This is a genomic window from Peptostreptococcus anaerobius VPI 4330 = DSM 2949 (assembly GCF_000381525.1).
Taxonomy (GTDB): Bacteria; Bacillota; Clostridia; order Peptostreptococcales; family Peptostreptococcaceae; genus Peptostreptococcus; species Peptostreptococcus anaerobius.
Genome location: NZ_KB906621.1, coordinates 25091 through 42081 on the forward strand (window position 1 = coordinate 25091; position 16991 = coordinate 42081).

At 35.7% G+C, this 16991-nt stretch carries 14 protein-coding genes; all 14 read left to right on the top strand.

Annotation, left to right across the window (positions count from 1 at the left end):
* The first annotated feature begins 6 nt into the window (after positions 1-6).
* The gene (locus F823_RS0106060) at positions 7-1122 is read left to right on the top strand and encodes a cell wall-binding repeat-containing protein (protein ID WP_002842834.1); all 1116 of its coding nucleotides are present in this window, start codon (positions 7-9) and stop codon (positions 1120-1122) included.
* 15 nt (positions 1123-1137) lie between these two features.
* The gene (locus F823_RS0106065) at positions 1138-1800 is read left to right on the top strand and encodes a sugar transferase (protein ID WP_002845380.1); all 663 of its coding nucleotides are present in this window, start codon (positions 1138-1140) and stop codon (positions 1798-1800) included.
* A 13-nt stretch (positions 1801-1813) separates the two neighbouring features.
* Positions 1814-2584 (top strand): glycosyltransferase family 2 protein, encoded by a 771-nt coding sequence (locus F823_RS0106070; protein ID WP_019595492.1) that lies wholly within the window; start codon positions 1814-1816, stop codon positions 2582-2584.
* 99 nt (positions 2585-2683) lie between these two features.
* The gene (locus tag F823_RS0106075) at positions 2684-3496 is read left to right on the top strand and encodes a glycosyltransferase family A protein (protein WP_002842845.1); all 813 of its coding nucleotides are present in this window, start codon (positions 2684-2686) and stop codon (positions 3494-3496) included.
* Positions 3497-3516: 20 nt separating this feature from the next.
* Positions 3517-4704, top strand: coding sequence for a CDP-glycerol glycerophosphotransferase family protein (locus F823_RS0106080; RefSeq protein WP_002842837.1), 1188 nt, complete (start codon positions 3517-3519; stop codon positions 4702-4704).
* A gap of 52 nt (positions 4705-4756) precedes the next feature.
* A complete protein-coding gene (locus F823_RS0106085) occupies positions 4757-5851 on the top strand; it encodes a hypothetical protein (RefSeq protein ID WP_002842833.1) in 1095 nt (364 codons plus the stop codon).
* 58 nt (positions 5852-5909) lie between these two features.
* Positions 5910-6683 carry a glycosyltransferase family 2 protein gene (locus F823_RS0106090; RefSeq protein ID WP_002842843.1) on the top strand — a complete coding sequence of 258 codons (774 nt, stop codon included), beginning with the start codon at positions 5910-5912 and terminating at the stop codon, positions 6681-6683.
* A gap of 27 nt (positions 6684-6710) precedes the next feature.
* Positions 6711-8006, top strand: coding sequence for a UDP-glucose dehydrogenase family protein (locus F823_RS0106095; RefSeq protein WP_002842842.1), 1296 nt, complete (start codon positions 6711-6713; stop codon positions 8004-8006).
* Positions 8007-8028: 22 nt separating this feature from the next.
* Positions 8029-9519 carry a polysaccharide biosynthesis protein gene (locus F823_RS10530; protein ID WP_416389753.1) on the top strand — a complete coding sequence of 497 codons (1491 nt, stop codon included), beginning with the start codon at positions 8029-8031 and terminating at the stop codon, positions 9517-9519.
* A gap of 15 nt (positions 9520-9534) precedes the next feature.
* Positions 9535-11094 (top strand): murein biosynthesis integral membrane protein MurJ, encoded by a 1560-nt coding sequence (gene murJ, locus F823_RS0106105; RefSeq protein ID WP_002842832.1) that lies wholly within the window; start codon positions 9535-9537, stop codon positions 11092-11094.
* A gap of 109 nt (positions 11095-11203) precedes the next feature.
* A complete protein-coding gene (locus F823_RS0106110; RefSeq protein ID WP_019595493.1) occupies positions 11204-12676 on the top strand; it encodes a C40 family peptidase in 1473 nt (490 codons plus the stop codon).
* 347 nt (positions 12677-13023) lie between these two features.
* A complete protein-coding gene (locus F823_RS0106115) occupies positions 13024-15150 on the top strand; it encodes a family 10 glycosylhydrolase (RefSeq protein WP_002845374.1) in 2127 nt (708 codons plus the stop codon).
* A 102-nt stretch (positions 15151-15252) separates the two neighbouring features.
* Positions 15253-16590 carry an alanine/glycine:cation symporter family protein gene (locus F823_RS0106120; RefSeq protein WP_019595494.1) on the top strand — a complete coding sequence of 446 codons (1338 nt, stop codon included), beginning with the start codon at positions 15253-15255 and terminating at the stop codon, positions 16588-16590.
* A 226-nt stretch (positions 16591-16816) separates the two neighbouring features.
* Positions 16817-16991 (top strand): IS200/IS605 family transposase (locus F823_RS10875; RefSeq protein ID WP_019595447.1); only part of this gene is annotated, 175 nt, incomplete at its 3' end.

Consider the following 16991-nt stretch of genomic DNA (forward strand, 5'->3'; position numbering starts at 1 on the left):
GTAGTTATGAGAAAATATTTAAAATACATAGTAGCTATTGTCATCTTGTCAGTAGTTTATATAGGAGGAGGCAAGGTCTTAGATAGGATGTATTTAAACAAATACCATATAGTAGACTATACAGGACAAACTAGGTACTCCACAGTTAATAGGGTTATTGATAAACGATTTAAAAAGGCGGACGAAGCTATAATTATAAATACCAATATGATTGACCATGCTGTCTCAGTGGCTAACTATGCCTATCAGTTAAATATACCAGTATTCTATACAATGGACCAAAAACTGAGCCCAGATACATACAAAGAGATAGAAAAATTGGGTATAAAAAAGATTAGGTTAGTGGGCGGAACAAGATTTATTGATGAAAAGGTAGAGAGAAGTTTCAAAAGAAATGGCTATAAGGTTAGCAGGATAATAGAGATTCCTAAGGTAGATATGTCTATAAAGATGGCAGATATGACTTACAAGGTCAAAAAGTTTACTCAAATAGCTGTTGTCACTAGAAATGAGATGGACTTGCCTAATGCAGTATCATTTTCTCCTATTTCTCAGGCAAGAAATATTCCCATTATTACAATAGATAATAATAAAAAGGATATAAGTAAGCTAGAGGCACTGGTTAAAAGATATGATATCAAAAAAGTATATTTGATAGGAAATAACTCCTATATCAATCCAAACATAGATAAACTATTTAAAACAGTGGTTAAGATCAATGGTAAGGATAGGTACGACGTAAATAGAAAGATAATAGATGAATTTTTTGTCGATGGAAAAAATGATAAAATATATTTATCTAAGGCTGGTGTCATAATGCATAAGAGGCATATTGAAGCAGGGCAGCTTATAAATGCCATGGCTATATCACCTCTAGCTGCTGATACAAGGTCTGCCCTATTATTTATAAATGAAGACTACTTTAACACTGAGGAGTCAAAACTTATAAAAGATAAGGGCTATAAGGAAATAAATGAGGTAGGTTTTAAGATAAAAAGAAGAGCATTCTTTAATGTAGAGAGATTTAGACTTCCATCTACAATTGCTTTGATTCTTATTTCAATAATTATAGCTTCTAGAGAGGTTAAAATAAAAGGTAAAAAAGATATAAATTCAATATAGATTTGGGGGTACAAGATGTCTTTTAACAAGTATAAAGGCGATGATAAGGTTCTAAAGGAATACATCGATACCATAGATTATTCGATCGTCAAGAGAGGAAAGCTATTTGAAGCATGTCAGAGGACTGTAGATATAGTTTTGTCCCTAATAGGTTGTATAGTAGGGATACCATTTATTATTATATTTGGACTACTGATTAAAATAGAAGATGGTGGTCCTATTACCTACAAACAGGAAAGACTTGGTAGGTATGGCAAGGAATTTTATGTATATAAGTTGAGGTCAATGAGGACTGATGCAGAAAAATTTGGTGCTCAGTGGGCTGAAAAAGATGATCCAAGAGTGACTAAGGTTGGAAAATTCATCAGAAAGACTAGGATTGATGAAATACCTCAGTTGTGGAATATCTTAAAGGGGGATATGGGGATTATTGGACCTAGGCCAGAGAGATCATTCTTTGTAAAGGAATTTGAAGAAAAATATGACCATTTTGTATATAGACTAGCTGTAAAGCCTGGTTTGACAGGTTGGGCGCAGGTCAATGGTGGTTACGAAATGGATCCAGGTGAGAAGTTAGTATATGACTTGGAGTACATTAGAAATAGAAGTTTACTGTTTGATATAAAGATAATACTAAAGACAGTAACAGTCTTGTTCACTGGAGATGGAGCAAGATAGAAAGGATAAATATATGAGAGATAAGTATGTAGATGGCTTGGTTTCGGTTATTGTTCCGGTATATAATGCCAAAGATTATCTTGGTGAAACACTAGAGAGTATATTTAAGCAGACCTACAAAAATATCGAAATTATTTGTATAGATGATATGTCAACTGACGGTTCAAGAGACCTAATAGCTGACTATGCTCAAAAACATGACAATATTGTTCCACTCTTGTTAGAAAAAAACGGTGGTGTAGCCAATGCTAGAAACAAGGGTATTGAGGTAGCTAGGGGGAGGTATATAGCCTTCTTAGATAGTGACGATATATGGCTTGAGTCAAAGATTGAAAAACAGATAACCTACATGCAGGAGAAAGACCTTGCATTTACATTTACTGGATACCAGTTCATGGATGAGAATAGTAAAAAAATGAATACAATAGTAGGTGCCAAGGATATGCTAAATTATGATAAGCTTCTTAAGCATAATGCTATTGCATGTTTAACTGTTGTAATAGATAGAGACAAGGTAGATAGGATACATATGCCTAATATACGTCATGAAGACTATATAACATGGTTAGACATACTAAAGGCAGGTCATATTGCACATGGTATTGATGAGACCTTAGCTCTTTATAGGACTAGGGCAAATTCACTATCAGGCAACAAGATCAAGGCAGCATCTTGGACTTGGAATATTCTTAGGAATGTTGAGAAGCTGAGCCTACCAAAGGCCTTGTATTGTTTTACATATTACGCAATAGTAAACCTGAAAAAACACGTTTTTTCAAAATAAAATAAGAAAACTTAAAGCGTCTGACTTGTAATTTAACTTGTATACTTAGGTATATTGTTGATATAGACTAGGGTCTTACTTAGCGATTAAGGAGGATATATGAAATTTAGTTTACTTCTAGGTACTTATGGCTCTAGGCTAAAGGACCTAGATTATTTATTTGATAGCTTTGATAGGCAGACCTACAAAAACTTTGAACTTATTGTAGGGTCACAGACAAATTTTGATGAGATAGAAAAACTACTTATGAAACATAGTTTTGAATATAAACACGTCCATGCAGATGGTATAGGTTGTGCCAATTCAAGGAATGCTACTATGGATCTTGCAACAGGAGACGTCTATACGTTTACTGATGATGACTGTTGGTATAGGGATGATGCATTAGAAGTGGTCAAGTCTTATTTTGACAAACACAATCCTGATGTGGCTATATTCCAGCACTACGATCCTATAAAAAAGAAGTCTACCCTGAATTATCCAGACAAGGAGATATTGGGTATATCTAAGAGACAGACCCTAAAACAGGCAACCCTTGATATGTGGTTTAATGCCCATTCTATAGATCCTCATACTCACAAGTTTGACGAGAGATTTGGAATAGGTACTAAGTACAATTCAGGTGAGGAAAATATATATATTATGGATGCCTACAATGAAGGTAAGACAAAAATGTACTCATTCCCTGAGATTGTAGCATATCATCCATACAAGGCAGTCAACTATATAGATGAAAAATCTATGTTGGGCAAGGGTCCCTTGTTTAAGAGGTTGTTTGGTCCATTTATGGGATTTTTGATATTTATAGCCTTTGGTTTAAAAAAGAGAAAAGAGATAAAGGCCAATAACGACGGTAGATTTATGTCTATTTTTATAAGGGCACTGAAAGAACAATTAATTTTCAAATTATAATATATGCGAAAGGAAAAACTATGTCGAAATTAGAGAAAATAACTAGACTATCCAAGCAGGCCTTGGATATGTATAAGTATAAAAAATTATCAAAAAAATACATAGATGATCCTAAGTATAAAGATATGTGGCTGATATCTGAGAGAGGGGTAGAGGCTAAGGATAACGGGTTCGCATTTTTTAAATATCTTAGGACCAACCATCCCGAGGTCAATGCTTGGTATGTAATAGACCCTTCTTATGAATTAGACTATGAAAAGGTCAAGCCCTATGGTAATATAATAGAGTTTAATAGTCTAGACCACAAGATTGCCTTTATCCTGTGTAAGTACGCAATATCCACTCATACAGGATATCTTGAGCCATGGAGCTACAAGCTCTACAAGATGCTAATAGATAGAAATGACGAGAAGTTCTTTGTATTTATGCAACATGGAGTAATCTTTGCCAACTTGAGTGACTACCTAAATGGGTCCAACAAGTTTGACCTATTTATCACTACTACCAAGAGGGAGTATGAATACCTATCCTCGGATGTATATGGTTTTGATGATGGAGTAGTTGTAAAAACAGGTATAGCTAGGTATGATAACCTCCTGGACTTCAAAACAAAAAATCAAATACTTCTTATGCCTACATGGAGGAAGGGGCTAGTGATTCCTTCCTATATGAACAAGGGAGTAGGAGATAAAGAAGCCTTTAAAAAGTCTGATTACTTCAAGGCTTGGAATTCATTTATCAATAATAAAAGACTTGTCAAGATGTTAGATGATAATGATATAGACCTTATATTTTATCCTCATTTTGAGATGCAGCCCTACCTAGACTGCTTTGATATGTCAAGTGACAGGGTGGTTTTTGCTGACAAGGATAAATACGATGTGCAGACCCTGCTAAAAGAGTCAAAGATGATGATAACAGACCTGTCTTCTGTGCTTTTTGATATGGCTTACATGAAAAAGCCTGTTATATACTATCAAAAAGTAAAGGAAGATTGTTACAGGGAAGGTTATATGGACTTTGCAACAGAAGCCTTTGGAGAACTGGTATTTGAAGAAGGTGACTTGATGGATTGTCTTGAATACTATTTTGAAAATGACTTTGTAATGAAAAAGGAATTTGAAGATAGGGTCGACGCTACCTTTACATACAGGGATAGCAAGAATTCACAGAGAATTTATGAGGAAATATTGAAACTTAAAAAATAAAATGTGAAAAACGTAAAAATAAACGTAAAAAGAAAAATGAAAGAGGTAGTCAATGTTAAAAGAAAAGTCTAAAAACTTGCTTGCGGGAATGCTTATGTTCCTAATGGTGACAAAATTTTATATAGTATATTTTGAGTTTGCAAGCGTATCAAAATTTTTGATGCTATTTTCTTTAGTACTATCTACTATTCTGATTATAGATAATAGGAAGAGTTACAATTGGGTCCACTTAGCATTTTTTGGGCTTGCTGGTATCCAGTTTTTTATGTCAAAGAATATTACGGTATTTTATACTTATTATATATGTCTTGGACTGGCAGCAGTTGATTTTAGGAAGTTGGCCAAGGTGTTTGTAGTTATAAACTGCATTTACTTTGCCTTGTTCTTGGTGTCAAATCTTATGGGCATACATCCAACTGAGTATATAGAGGCTAGAAATGATTTTGGGTTTGGTAATCCGAACTCAGCCTTTATATGCATGTACCTGATTTGGTCAGCTTTTTATTATCTTATATTTGATAGTAATAGAAAGTCTGATTACATACTTATGTTTTCTATGGTATTTCTTATGTATACTCAGACTACTACAAGAACAGGACTTTTAACTGCCATCATGACCATTATAGCCTATGCTATATTGAAACAGGCAGACCTTTCAAAAAGGATACATAGGATTTTTATAGCTTCATTTCCGATTTTTATGTCGGTTCTAAGCTTGGTAATGGGTACGGTACTTAGTTCTAGTTATTTTTTAAATAAGGTATTGTCACATAGACCACTTTATTGGAGTCTATACCTACTCAACCCAAGTCATGGTATCAACTTGTTTGGATACGCAGCAAATATAAGAGATATATTATTTACCCAGAGAACGCCGCTTGATAGTGGTTACATCTGGACCCTATACAGTCATGGAATTATTGTCTATTTTGCTTTGATAGCTATGATGACATGGGCTCTCTATTATCTTTGTAAAGAAAATAAAAAAGACCAGATTCTGCTTATAGTATCACTTTTGATATATTGTTTTGCCGAATCTATAATGATAGATGTTGCGACTAATATAGGACTTATATTGGTTGTCCAGACACTTACCCACCTAGATATCAAAAATATTGGTAATAGGCGTAAGGGTAAGATTAGTTAATTTTTAAGTAAGTAAAGAGGTATATAATCTATGTACGCTCTTGTTTAGGAGGATATTTATGATAGAAGGCTTGGTGTCCATCATAACGCCTGTGTATAATGCTGAAGATTTTATAGAAGAGACAATATTTTCAGTTCAGGCACAAACTTATGAAAACTGGGAAATGTTATTGGTGGATGATTGTTCTAGCGATTCTTCAGCCCAAAAGATTAAGTCTATAGCTAAGAATGACAGTAGAATTAAATACATAAAATTGGAGCAAAACTCAGGTGCAGCAATCACTAGGAATATAGGCATCGATATGGCTAAGGGAAATTATATAGCCTTTTTGGATAGTGATGATGTATGGAAAAAAGATAAACTACAGATACAGGTTGATTTTTTAAGAGACAATGGAGTTGGATTTTGTTTTACTTCATATAGGTACTTTATGGAGAATGGTGAGCAACTTCCAAAGGTTGCTAGGGCACCCCATAAGATAGATTATAATGGTCTGCTTAAAAATACAATCATTGGATGCTCTACTGTTTTGATAGACAGAAATATCCTAGGAGACTTTAGAATGATAAATGTCAGGCGTGGTCAGGATACGGCTACTTGGCTTCAGCTCCTAAAAAAGACCGATTATGCATATGGTATATACGAAGACCTTGTACTATATAGGGTAGTAAATGGGTCTTTATCTAATAATAAATTAAAGGCTATAAAAAGGACGTGGAATACTTATAGGAATATAGAACATTTGAGTATAGCCAAGTCTGCCTATGTCTTTGTTTTCTATGCTTATAATGCCCTAAAAAAGAGGATTATAAAGGAAAAAGACAATTTGTAATAAGAAGAGTAATTAAAGGAGACAGATATGAATATAGCAGTAGCTGGTACAGGCTATGTTGGTCTAGTGACGGGTGTTTGCTTGGCTGAAAAGAGCGACCATACGATCACTTGTGTAGATGTGGACGAAAAAAAAGTCCAGACCTTGAACAAGGGACTATCACCCATATATGAAGATGGGCTAGAAGACCTGTTAAAGGACAATTTAAAAAAGGGAAGCTTGAAGTTTACGTCCGACTATAAAGAGGCATATTCCAAGGCAGACCTTGTGTTTATTGCTGTTGGTACACCTGAGAGAAGCGATGGTTCAGCCAATCTCGACTATCTAAAATCTGCTATAAGGGATGTTGTATCATGTGCTAGTAAGGATATGTTAATAGTAATAAAGTCTACTGTGCCTATAGGTACCAATGATATAATGGAAAAGTATGCCTTGGCAAATAAGAAGGATTCAATCAGAATTGAGTTAGCATCAAATCCAGAGTTTTTGGCCCAGGGAACCGCTGTTAGGGATACCTTTGAGGCTTCTAGGATAGTTATGGGAGTAAATTCGGATTGGGCAAGGCAGACGCTAGAGAAGGTATATGAAAATTTTGATAATGAAAAGATAGTTACAGATAGAAATTCCGCTGAGATGATAAAGTATGCTTCAAATGACTTTCTCGCTCTTAAGATTTCCTATATGAATGATATTGCAAATCTGTGTGAGATAGTTGGGGCAAATATCGAGGATGTAGCTCTTGGTATGAGCTTTGATGATAGGATAGGTAAGAAATTTCTAAGGGCAGGACTTGGATATGGTGGTTCTTGTTTTCCAAAGGATACCAAAGCCCTGCATTGGTTGTCCAATTCAAACGGATATGAGCTAAAGACTATAAAGGCTGCAATTGAGGTCAATGAGCTTCAAAAGATGAAACTTGTCAGAAAGGCATCTGAGATGATTGACTCATTCTATGGTCTAAAGGTTGCCGTATTAGGACTTACATTTAAGCCTGGTACTGATGACATGAGAGAGGCACCATCTATAGTGAATATAAATTATCTACTTGAGAGAGGAGCAAATGTCTATGCTTATGATCCAATAGGTATAGATAGGGCAAGGAAGATTTTCTCAGACAAGATAAACTATACGAACAATATAGATAAAGCAATTGAAGGTGCTGATATGTGCTTTATAATGACAGAGTGGAAAGAAATAGTAGACTATGATTTAGACAAGTATGTAGATTTGATGTCTAGACCCCTAGTCTTTGATGGACGTAACTGCTATGATTTAAAAGAAGTAAAGAAGAGACCTATTGAGTATTATTCAATAGGCAGGTAGACTATTTAGACTTTGTAAGCAGGTGTGTTTTATAAAGTCTATTTTTATAGATTGTGAGGTGGCTACAATGAATAGTAAATTGATAAATGTCATGATTGTTGGGGCTGGAGAGGCCGGTCAGATACTCGTTAGGGAGATAGATAATAATCGTTCAAAAATTAATAGAAGAGTTGTCGTCCTAGTAGATGACAACAAGGATATAATTGGAAAAGATCTATTAGGAATACCTGTCAGAGGGGGAGTAGATGAAATCAAGCAAATTGCTGGAGAATTTCATGTAGATGAGATAATATTTTCAATAGCCAATATAAAGAACTCTAGAAAAAAAGAAATATTGGATATTTGTAGGTCTACAGGTCTTAGGACGAGGACGATACCTGCAATGGTGGATATTATTGATTGTAATGTAGATATCAAAACTATCAGGAATGTTGAAATAGATGACCTACTTGGAAGAGAAGCAGTCACACTCGACATTGAAAAGATAAGTGGATACCTAAAGGATAGGTCAATAATGGTTACAGGTGGTGGTGGTACTATAGGATCGGAGTTGTGCAGACAGGTTGCCAATTATAACCCTAAAAAGCTGATAATACTTGACAACTATGAAAACAATGCCTATTCTGTTGAACAGGAACTAAAGATAAAGTATAAAAACAAGTTGGATATAGAGGTTGTAATAGCAAATATAAGAGAAGAAAAGAGGCTTGATTATGTATTTGAAAAATACAGGCCAGAAATATTGTTCCATGCTGCTGCCCACAAACACGTTCCACTTATGGAATTTAATAAGACAGAGGCTGTTAAGAACAATATCTTTGGTAGTCTAAATCTGATAAAGGCAGCTGACAAGTACAAGGTATCAAGGTTTGTACTTATATCCAGTGACAAGGCGGTCAATCCAACCAATATAATGGGTGCAACTAAGAGGGCTGCTGAAATGATGATTCAAGTCTACAATGAGTTTTCGTCAACAGAGTTTGTTGCAGTGAGATTTGGTAATGTCCTAGGAAGCAGCGGGTCTGTAGTACCCCTATTCAAAAAGCAGATAGCATCCGGTGGACCTGTAACGGTAACACACAAGGATATCATAAGATACTTTATGACAATACCAGAAGCGGTTGCCCTTGTCATGCAGGCAGGAGCAATGGCCAAGGGTGGAGAGATATTTGTCCTTGATATGGGTGAGCCAGTAAAAATAGACGATTTGGCAAGAAATATTATAAGGCTTAGTGGTTTTGAGCCTGATGAAGATATAAATATAGAGTATACAGGTCTTAGACCTGGTGAAAAATTGTTTGAGGAATTATTGATGGCAGAAGAAGGCCTAAAAGATACTGACCATAAGAAGATATTTATAGGTAAACCCCAGACATTTAATAAGGATGAAATATTTGTATTGATAGAAAAACTGAGGGAAGCGGCCTTCAATGAAAGGGAAGAAGAGATTAATCCCCTTATGAGAAAGTTAGTAAAAACATATGTGAGACCAGAAGATGTTAATGGTCTATAAATAAAGGAGTAATTTATGTCAAAAACAGCTAAGGCTACCTTCGCCCTGATGGTAGTTACGATATTATCAAAGATACTAGGTCTCTTAAGAGAGTCGGTCTTAGCATCTGCTTATGGAACAGGAGTATATGCTGCTGCCTACACTACTGCAAATAGTATACCAATTGTATTATTTGCAATAATAGGGTCTTCGTTAGCGACTAGTTTGATACCCTTATACAGTAGGTTGTCTGTAGAGGATTCAGAAGAGAGAGCTATTGGATTTTTAAATACAGTAATTAATATAGTTATAATAGTATCCATAGTGCTTTCAGTTATAGGAATAGTATTTGCAGGACCTTTGGTTAGGTTATTTGCACCAGGATTTAAGGGGCAGACCTATAACTTATGCGTGAATTATACTAGGATGCTTTTACCTAGTTTGGTCTTTGTAGGTCTTGCTAATGTTTATACAGCCTATCTGCAGGTTAAAAAGAGATTTGTTGCATCTGGAATAATAGGGATGCCTTACAGCCTTATAATCATAGGTTCAATAATAATAAGTATAAACACAAGTCCAAATGTTTTGGTATGGGGTACGCTTCTTGCTATTGCATCTAAAGCCTTGATCCAGTTGCCATTTCTTTACAAAGAGGGATATAAGTACTCTACAAGGGTAGACCTAAAAGATCCTATTATGAAGGATATGATGGTACTTATACTGCCAGTAGTAATAGGTGTTGGAGCCAATCAAATAAGCGCCATAGTTGACAAGGCTCTAGCTTCCTTGTTGGGTGCCAATGTTGTATCTTCATTCGCCTATGCAACTAGGCTATATGAATTTGTCCAGGCCCTCTTCATAGCATCGATACTTGCTGTAATATTTCCTAAGTTGTCAAAGCTTGCTGTAAGTGACAAGATGGATAGCTTCATAACTAGTATGAAGCAGACTATAAATGTAGTACTGATAGCTCTTGTTCCAGTAGTTGCTGGTTGCATAGTTTTGGCCAAGCCAATAGTGGAGATACTTTTACAGAGAAAGGCATTCACTGCGAATGATACAGTGATGACCGCTACCATACTTATGATATATGTTACAGGTATTATAGCATTCTCTGTTAGGGATGTTATGTCAAGAGGATTCTATTCTATGGGGGACTCTAAGACACCTATGTTCAATGGTATAATAGCTATAACATTAAATATAATCCTAGACCTTGTCTTGATCAAGCCTCTTGGTTATACAGGACTTGCCCTTGCTACATCTATATCAGCCTATATAGCCCTAGTAGTATTTATAATGACAATGAAAAAAAGAGTTGAAAACTTTACTGTAAAGGACAATCTGATTGTATTTGCAAAGTGCCTTATAGCATCACTAATAATGTCACTTGTTGTCTATTTTATATACTACACACTCGGAAATATATTAGTTGGCGGTTTTATGGTCAAACTAGTAAGACTTGCAGCTAGTGTTATGGTTGGAGTGGTAGTTTACATTGTAGTTATGTATCTTTCGAAGGTTGAGGAGTTTATGATTTTATTTAATATGGTCAAAAATATAGGTAAAAATAAAATCAAAAAAGTAACAAATTAACCTGTAATTAAGTCTAAAAGTAACAAAATGTAATTTTTAACTTGCATATGTTATTTTATTATGCTAAAATATTACTTGTATGGCGATAACAATTGTAAAGGAGAGAACAATGCAGTTAATTAAAAAAACTAATAAAAAGGTAATTGCTATAGCCTTGGCAGCTGTTATTGTATCATCTAGTCTACTATCATCTAGTATAGTGGCTGACGATTCAGTGATACAGACAGAACCAGTTGATACTATCAGCCTTGATGGTTCACAAAAAGAGGTTGTAGATTCCAATGTTAGTGACAAACAAATAGATGGACTTGTTAGCGAGGAGACTGCTGGCCAGGATGAAGGAAGTGTAATAAATGTGTCTTCATCAACTAGTCAGGTGTCTGAGCAAGCGGGACTTGAAATATCTGTTGATGAAAAAGCGGTAAAGACTTCATCTAATTCATTTACTGGTTTTGCCAAGGATGGTAATGGATGGCATTTTTATCTAAATAATGTGCAAAAAAAGGGATGGATAAACTATAAAGGAAATAAATATTATGTTATAAACACATATGCATTGCCACAGAATATGTGGAGAAAAATCAATGGATATCTTTACTACTTTAATAAAGACGGTGTAATGATAAAAGACCAGAGGGTTAAGATCGATGGAGTTGAGTACCAGTTTGACAAAAATGGTCACAAGGTAAACTTGGACAATAGTAAAAAACTTGGTGACGTTACTCCAGACCAGCAGGCCCTATATGACTTAGGAGCAAAGATACTAAAAGAAGAAGCATCAAATGTCAGAAATGGTATTATGAATGATGCCGGTAAGTGGTACAAGTATGTAAACAATGCCAGAACTAGGGGTTGGTACCAAGAAGGTAACAAGACTATATTCTTCCTGAATACCTTAAATAGGGCTGAAAATATGTGGAGAAAAATCCAAGGAAAGACATATTATTTCGAAGCTGATGGTAGAAGGGTTACTAATACAGTTAAGTATATAGACGGTAGGACTTACAAGTTTGGTACAGACGGTGCCTTGGTTGAAAATGCAAACACATCACTTGTCAATTACAATGTAAGTGTAAGAGGCAAGGCAGATGAAAGTTCTGATATAGTTGGTAAGTTACAAAAAGGTAATGGTGTAGAGATAATAGGAAAAAGTGGCTCATATGTAAAAGTCAGAACAGGCAATTCAAGCTTTGATGGTTGGGTTAGAAGTTCAGCAGTTGTAACTGAATCACAGGCTAAGTTAGATAGGGTAATAGCTGTTGCCAAGTCTAAGTTGGGAACAAGTTACGTTTGGGGAGCAACTGGACCTAATACTTTTGACTGTTCAGGACTAATGTTATATGCATTTAGAAATGGTGCAGGAATAACACTTCCTAGAGTATCTAAGCACCAGGCTACAGTCGGTACATATGTGAGTAGGCAGAACTTGAGACCTGGAGACCTTATATTCTGGGGTAGACCAGTACACCACGTTGCTATGTATATAGGAGATGGAAAGTACATTCATGCTCCATACCCAGGAACTACAGTTCAGATAGCTAGGTTGGGTGCTTACACTACTGCAAGAAGAATAATAAATTAATAAAAGACAAGTTGGTATAAGGATTTATACTACAAATCAGATGAGTAATTTTGAGGCGGACTAAGGGCCAAGATTTCTATCAGAGATATAAGCTATCTTTGGTATGATAGTTTCCCTTCCGCCTCTTTTTTTATAAAAGGAGTTAGAAATACTTATAGAAAAAAACTATTTAGAATATAGGATATTTACATAATAAGTTTTTGATTAATTGTTTTAATTGTATTGATTTTATAAATAATTGCTGATATTATTATGGATAAGAAGTGAAATATAAATAATAAACTATAAAAACACAATTGAAACACACAAAGTATTCAAGCTCCTTTCTAAAATAAAAGGAGGAAGATATGAGAAAAAATGTTTCAAGATTTTTGGGTCTATTCTTGGCTGTACTTATAGCCTTTGGACCACTAGTAGGAGCAAAGTCTAGTGCTCAGGAAGAGATGAGGGCAGCATGGGTGTCTACTGTATTTAACATAGACTGGCCATCTAAGTCTTCATATGGAAATGTAACTAGACAAAAGGATGAGTATATTAGGCTTATAGACAATCTAAAGTCTACAGGCATCAATACTATAATTGTACAGGTCAGACCTGAATCAGATGCCATATATAAATCTAGTATAAATCCTTGGTCTAGATTTCTGACAGGGAGACAGGGACAGAACCCTGGCTATGACCCACTAGAATTTATAATTCAAGAATCACATAAGAGGGGGCTAAAAGTCCATGCCTGGTTTAACCCATACAGGGCGTCTATATATGATGACAAGTCCTCAACAGCAAGTACTAACGCAATTAAGAAACATCCAGACTGGACTATCCACTATGGTGGTAAATGGTATTATGATCCAGCTTTGCCGGATGTTACTAGATATATAGCAGATACTGTAGGAGAAGTAGTTAGAAATTATGATGTAGATGGTATACATTTTGATGATTATTTCTATCCAGGTCCAGCCTTTCCAGATGATGCTTCATACAGAAGATTTGGAAGAGGTATGAACAAGGGGAACTGGAGACGTAATAACGTAAACAATATGGTAAAAACAGTTAGAGATAGGATAAAATCTATCAAACCTGAAGTTGATTTTGGTATAAGTCCAGCAGGTATCTGGAAGAACAAGTCTTCTGATTCAAATGGTTCAAACACAAGTGGTGGAGAATCTTATTACAAGCAACATTCAGATACTAGGTACTGGATTAAGAACAAGCTTGTAGACTACGTTGCTCCACAGGTATATTGGAGGATTGGACATCCAAAGGCAGACTATGAGACTTTGGTCAGATGGTGGTCAGACCAAGTATCTGGTACAAATGTAAAATTATACATAGGTCAAGGTATATATAAGAGTGGCCAAAATGTATATGGTGGAGAAAATGTAGCTAGAGAAATAGGAAGACAGCTACAAATCAACTCTAAGTATCCAAATGTATCTGGAAGTATCTTCTTCTCAGCAAGGGATATAGTGAATAGTAAGCAGGTTTCTAATGACATAAGGTCATTTTATAATAATAGACAAAAGCCAAGAGACCCTAATAACCGTCTACCATACCAAAATACAATGATGGGTAGGACTAGGGCAGATACGGCTATAAATATAAGTCAAAGGGGTTGGGCAAATGGCTCAAAGACAGCCTTATTAGTAAATGGCCAAGAAGAGTTGACAGGAGTTGTATCTAGTCCGCTGGCAGCCTACAATAAGGCACCTATCCTACTGAAGTATAAGCACTTGAGTGTCAATACTATAAATGAATTAAAGAGATTAAATGTAGATAATATAATACTTGTAGGTTCAAACCAGTCATTTAGTCAAGAAGAGATAGATAAACTAGAAGCTAACCTAGCAAATGTAAGAATAGATAAGATATTCAAAGATGATATCAAAGACCTATCTCTAGAAATAGCCAAGACAATAAGACCTGAAGGCGTGTCAAGGGTATATATAGCAAGTCAGAAAGCCATGGTAGATGCCCTATCAATAGCACCAAAGGCGGGTAGGGAAAATAACCCTATACTTATAGCATCAGAAGATGGAATAGGTAAGGAAAGTCTAGATTGGCTTAAAGAAAAAAATCCTGAGGATATATACTTTATAGGTGGTTCTAAAGTACTATCTGATAATGTGATATCACAGGTAGAAGGAAGTCTAAATAGAGTCCTTGATAAAAACAGAATAGCAGGAAGTAATAGAATAGAGACTAACACAAAAGTGATTGATAAATTTTACGAAAATAAGTATTCTTTAAAGGCTTTCACAACAAGAAGTGATGCGCCTATAGATGCAATAACAGTGAGTGCTCTGGCCCAGAGGACAGATTCTCCAGTGATTTTGGTTGGTAACAGTGTGAGCCAGTATCAAAACGACGTATTGTATCCTAGAAGTGCCAGCCTAGTATATAGGGTTGGGGGTAAGATAAATAACTATGCTTATAACAAGATATACAATTTACTTGGGGGTCTGATGAAGTAGACCTAAATAACAGTTTTACTATTACACCCCCGTAAATTAGAATTTAGTTGGTTATCCTATAAGGGATACTGATTAATATAAATTTATTAGGGGGTGTTTTTATTGTTAGAAATTGTAAAAGCCATAAATGGTATTTTATGGGGAATCGTGCTAGTTGTAGTGCTAGTAGGTTGTGGTATTATCTTTACATTTTATTTAAGAGGGATCCAGATTAGAAAGTTTGGCAAGGCTTTCAAGCAGGTATTTGGTGGCTTTACACTTAAGGGTGAAAAGGCGGGGGCAGAAGGTATGTCCTCATTCCAGTCTCTTGCAACTGCTATAGCTGCCCAGGTTGGTACAGGTAACCTAGCAGGTGCAGCTACAGCTATAGTATCAGGAGGTCCAGGAGCTATATTCTGGATGTGGTTGAGTGCTTTCTTTGGTATGGCTACAATATTCTCAGAAGCAGTATTAGCCCAATTGTTTAAGAAGGAAAAGGACGGAGAGGTCACAGGTGGTCCAGCCTATTATCTAAAGTATGGATTAAAGAGTGACTTTTTAGCCAAGTTTTTTGCGGTTACAATCATTCTAGCTCTTGGCTTTATAGGTAATATGGTTCAGGCAAATTCAATAGGTTCTGCCTTTTCATCAGCCTTTAATATCAACCCTCTAATAGTCGGTATATTACTTGCAATAGTTTCAGGTTTTGTATTTATAGGAGGTATATCAAGAATAGCATCACTAACAGAAAAACTAGTTCCTATTATGGCAGGTTTCTATGTTATAGGTGGTGTGATAATATTGGTATTAATGGGTTCAAATACACTAGATGCTATTAGGATGATATTTGTTGGAGCCTTCAATCCTAGTGCAGTCCTAGGCGGTGCAGCAGGTGTCATGGTAAAGGATGCTATCAGATATGGTGTTGCAAGAGGTCTATTTTCTAATGAAGCAGGTATGGGATCTACTCCTCATGCCCATGCAGTTGCTAAGGTAGATAATCCGGTACATCAGGGTCTTGCCGCTATAGTAGGTGTCTTTATAGATACATTTATAGTCCTAAACATCACTGCCCTTGTAATAATATCTACAGGAGCAAACCTATCAGGAGAAACTGGCATAGCAGTTACTCAAAAGGCCTTCGAAATAGGTTTTGGTCACTTTGGCCTGATATTCGTTGCAGTGTCATTACTATTCTTTGCTTTTTCAACTATTGTAGGATGGTATTTCTTTGCCGAAGCTAATATCAAGTTTTTGTTTGGTAGCAAGGGATTGACTCCATTTAGAATTATAGTTTTAATATTTATAGTGATAGGTACAACTCAGAAGGTTGAGCTTGTATGGGAGCTTGCAGATATGTTCAATGGTATAATGGTTATACCTAACGTAATAGGTCTTATAGGTCTTGCCAAAATGGTAAAATCAACTCTAGATAAGGCAGAGAAGAACAATCTGATATAGCGCTTAGTTAGCAGTTTTCTACTAATTTTATATACCTTAAAATTGGGCAGACCCTTTGGTCTGCCCAATTTAATTATAGGGACGTGTCCCTGTTGAGCTCGCAAAGCGTGCGAAACAATAAACCACCCGCTATGCGGGTGCGCGACAGATGTTATACAAAAAAATCACCATTCCATAGTATAATTGAATTGTTCAAGCTCAATAATACGAATAGGAAGGTGATTTTATGGCAAACAAAGCGAACAGCTTGTCTCATACAAAATGGATGTGTAAATATCACATTGTGTTTACTCCAAAATACAGGAGAAAAATAATATACAATCAATACAGAAATAGTATTGGTAAGATATTGAGACAACTATGTTCATACAGAGGTGTTGAAATACTCGAAGGTCATCTGA

Excerpts from the sequence above, each read along its gene's own strand:
- F823_RS0106060 (WP_002842834.1), top strand. The coding sequence starts at position 7 with ATGAGAAAATATTTAAAATACATAGTAGCTATTGTCATCTTGTCAGTA.
- F823_RS0106065 (WP_002845380.1), top strand. The coding sequence starts at position 1,138 with ATGTCTTTTAACAAGTATAAAGGCGATGATAAGGTTCTAAAGGAATAC.
- F823_RS0106070 (WP_019595492.1), top strand. The coding sequence starts at position 1,814 with ATGAGAGATAAGTATGTAGATGGCTTGGTTTCGGTTATTGTTCCGGTA.
- F823_RS0106075 (WP_002842845.1), top strand. The coding sequence starts at position 2,684 with ATGAAATTTAGTTTACTTCTAGGTACTTATGGCTCTAGGCTAAAGGAC.
- F823_RS0106080 (WP_002842837.1), top strand. The coding sequence starts at position 3,517 with ATGTCGAAATTAGAGAAAATAACTAGACTATCCAAGCAGGCCTTGGAT.
- F823_RS0106085 (WP_002842833.1), top strand. The coding sequence starts at position 4,757 with ATGTTAAAAGAAAAGTCTAAAAACTTGCTTGCGGGAATGCTTATGTTC.
- F823_RS0106090 (WP_002842843.1), top strand. The coding sequence starts at position 5,910 with ATGATAGAAGGCTTGGTGTCCATCATAACGCCTGTGTATAATGCTGAA.
- F823_RS0106095 (WP_002842842.1), top strand. The coding sequence starts at position 6,711 with ATGAATATAGCAGTAGCTGGTACAGGCTATGTTGGTCTAGTGACGGGT.
- murJ (WP_002842832.1), top strand. The coding sequence starts at position 9,535 with ATGTCAAAAACAGCTAAGGCTACCTTCGCCCTGATGGTAGTTACGATA.
- F823_RS0106110 (WP_019595493.1), top strand. The coding sequence starts at position 11,204 with ATGCAGTTAATTAAAAAAACTAATAAAAAGGTAATTGCTATAGCCTTG.
- F823_RS0106115 (WP_002845374.1), top strand. The coding sequence starts at position 13,024 with ATGAGAAAAAATGTTTCAAGATTTTTGGGTCTATTCTTGGCTGTACTT.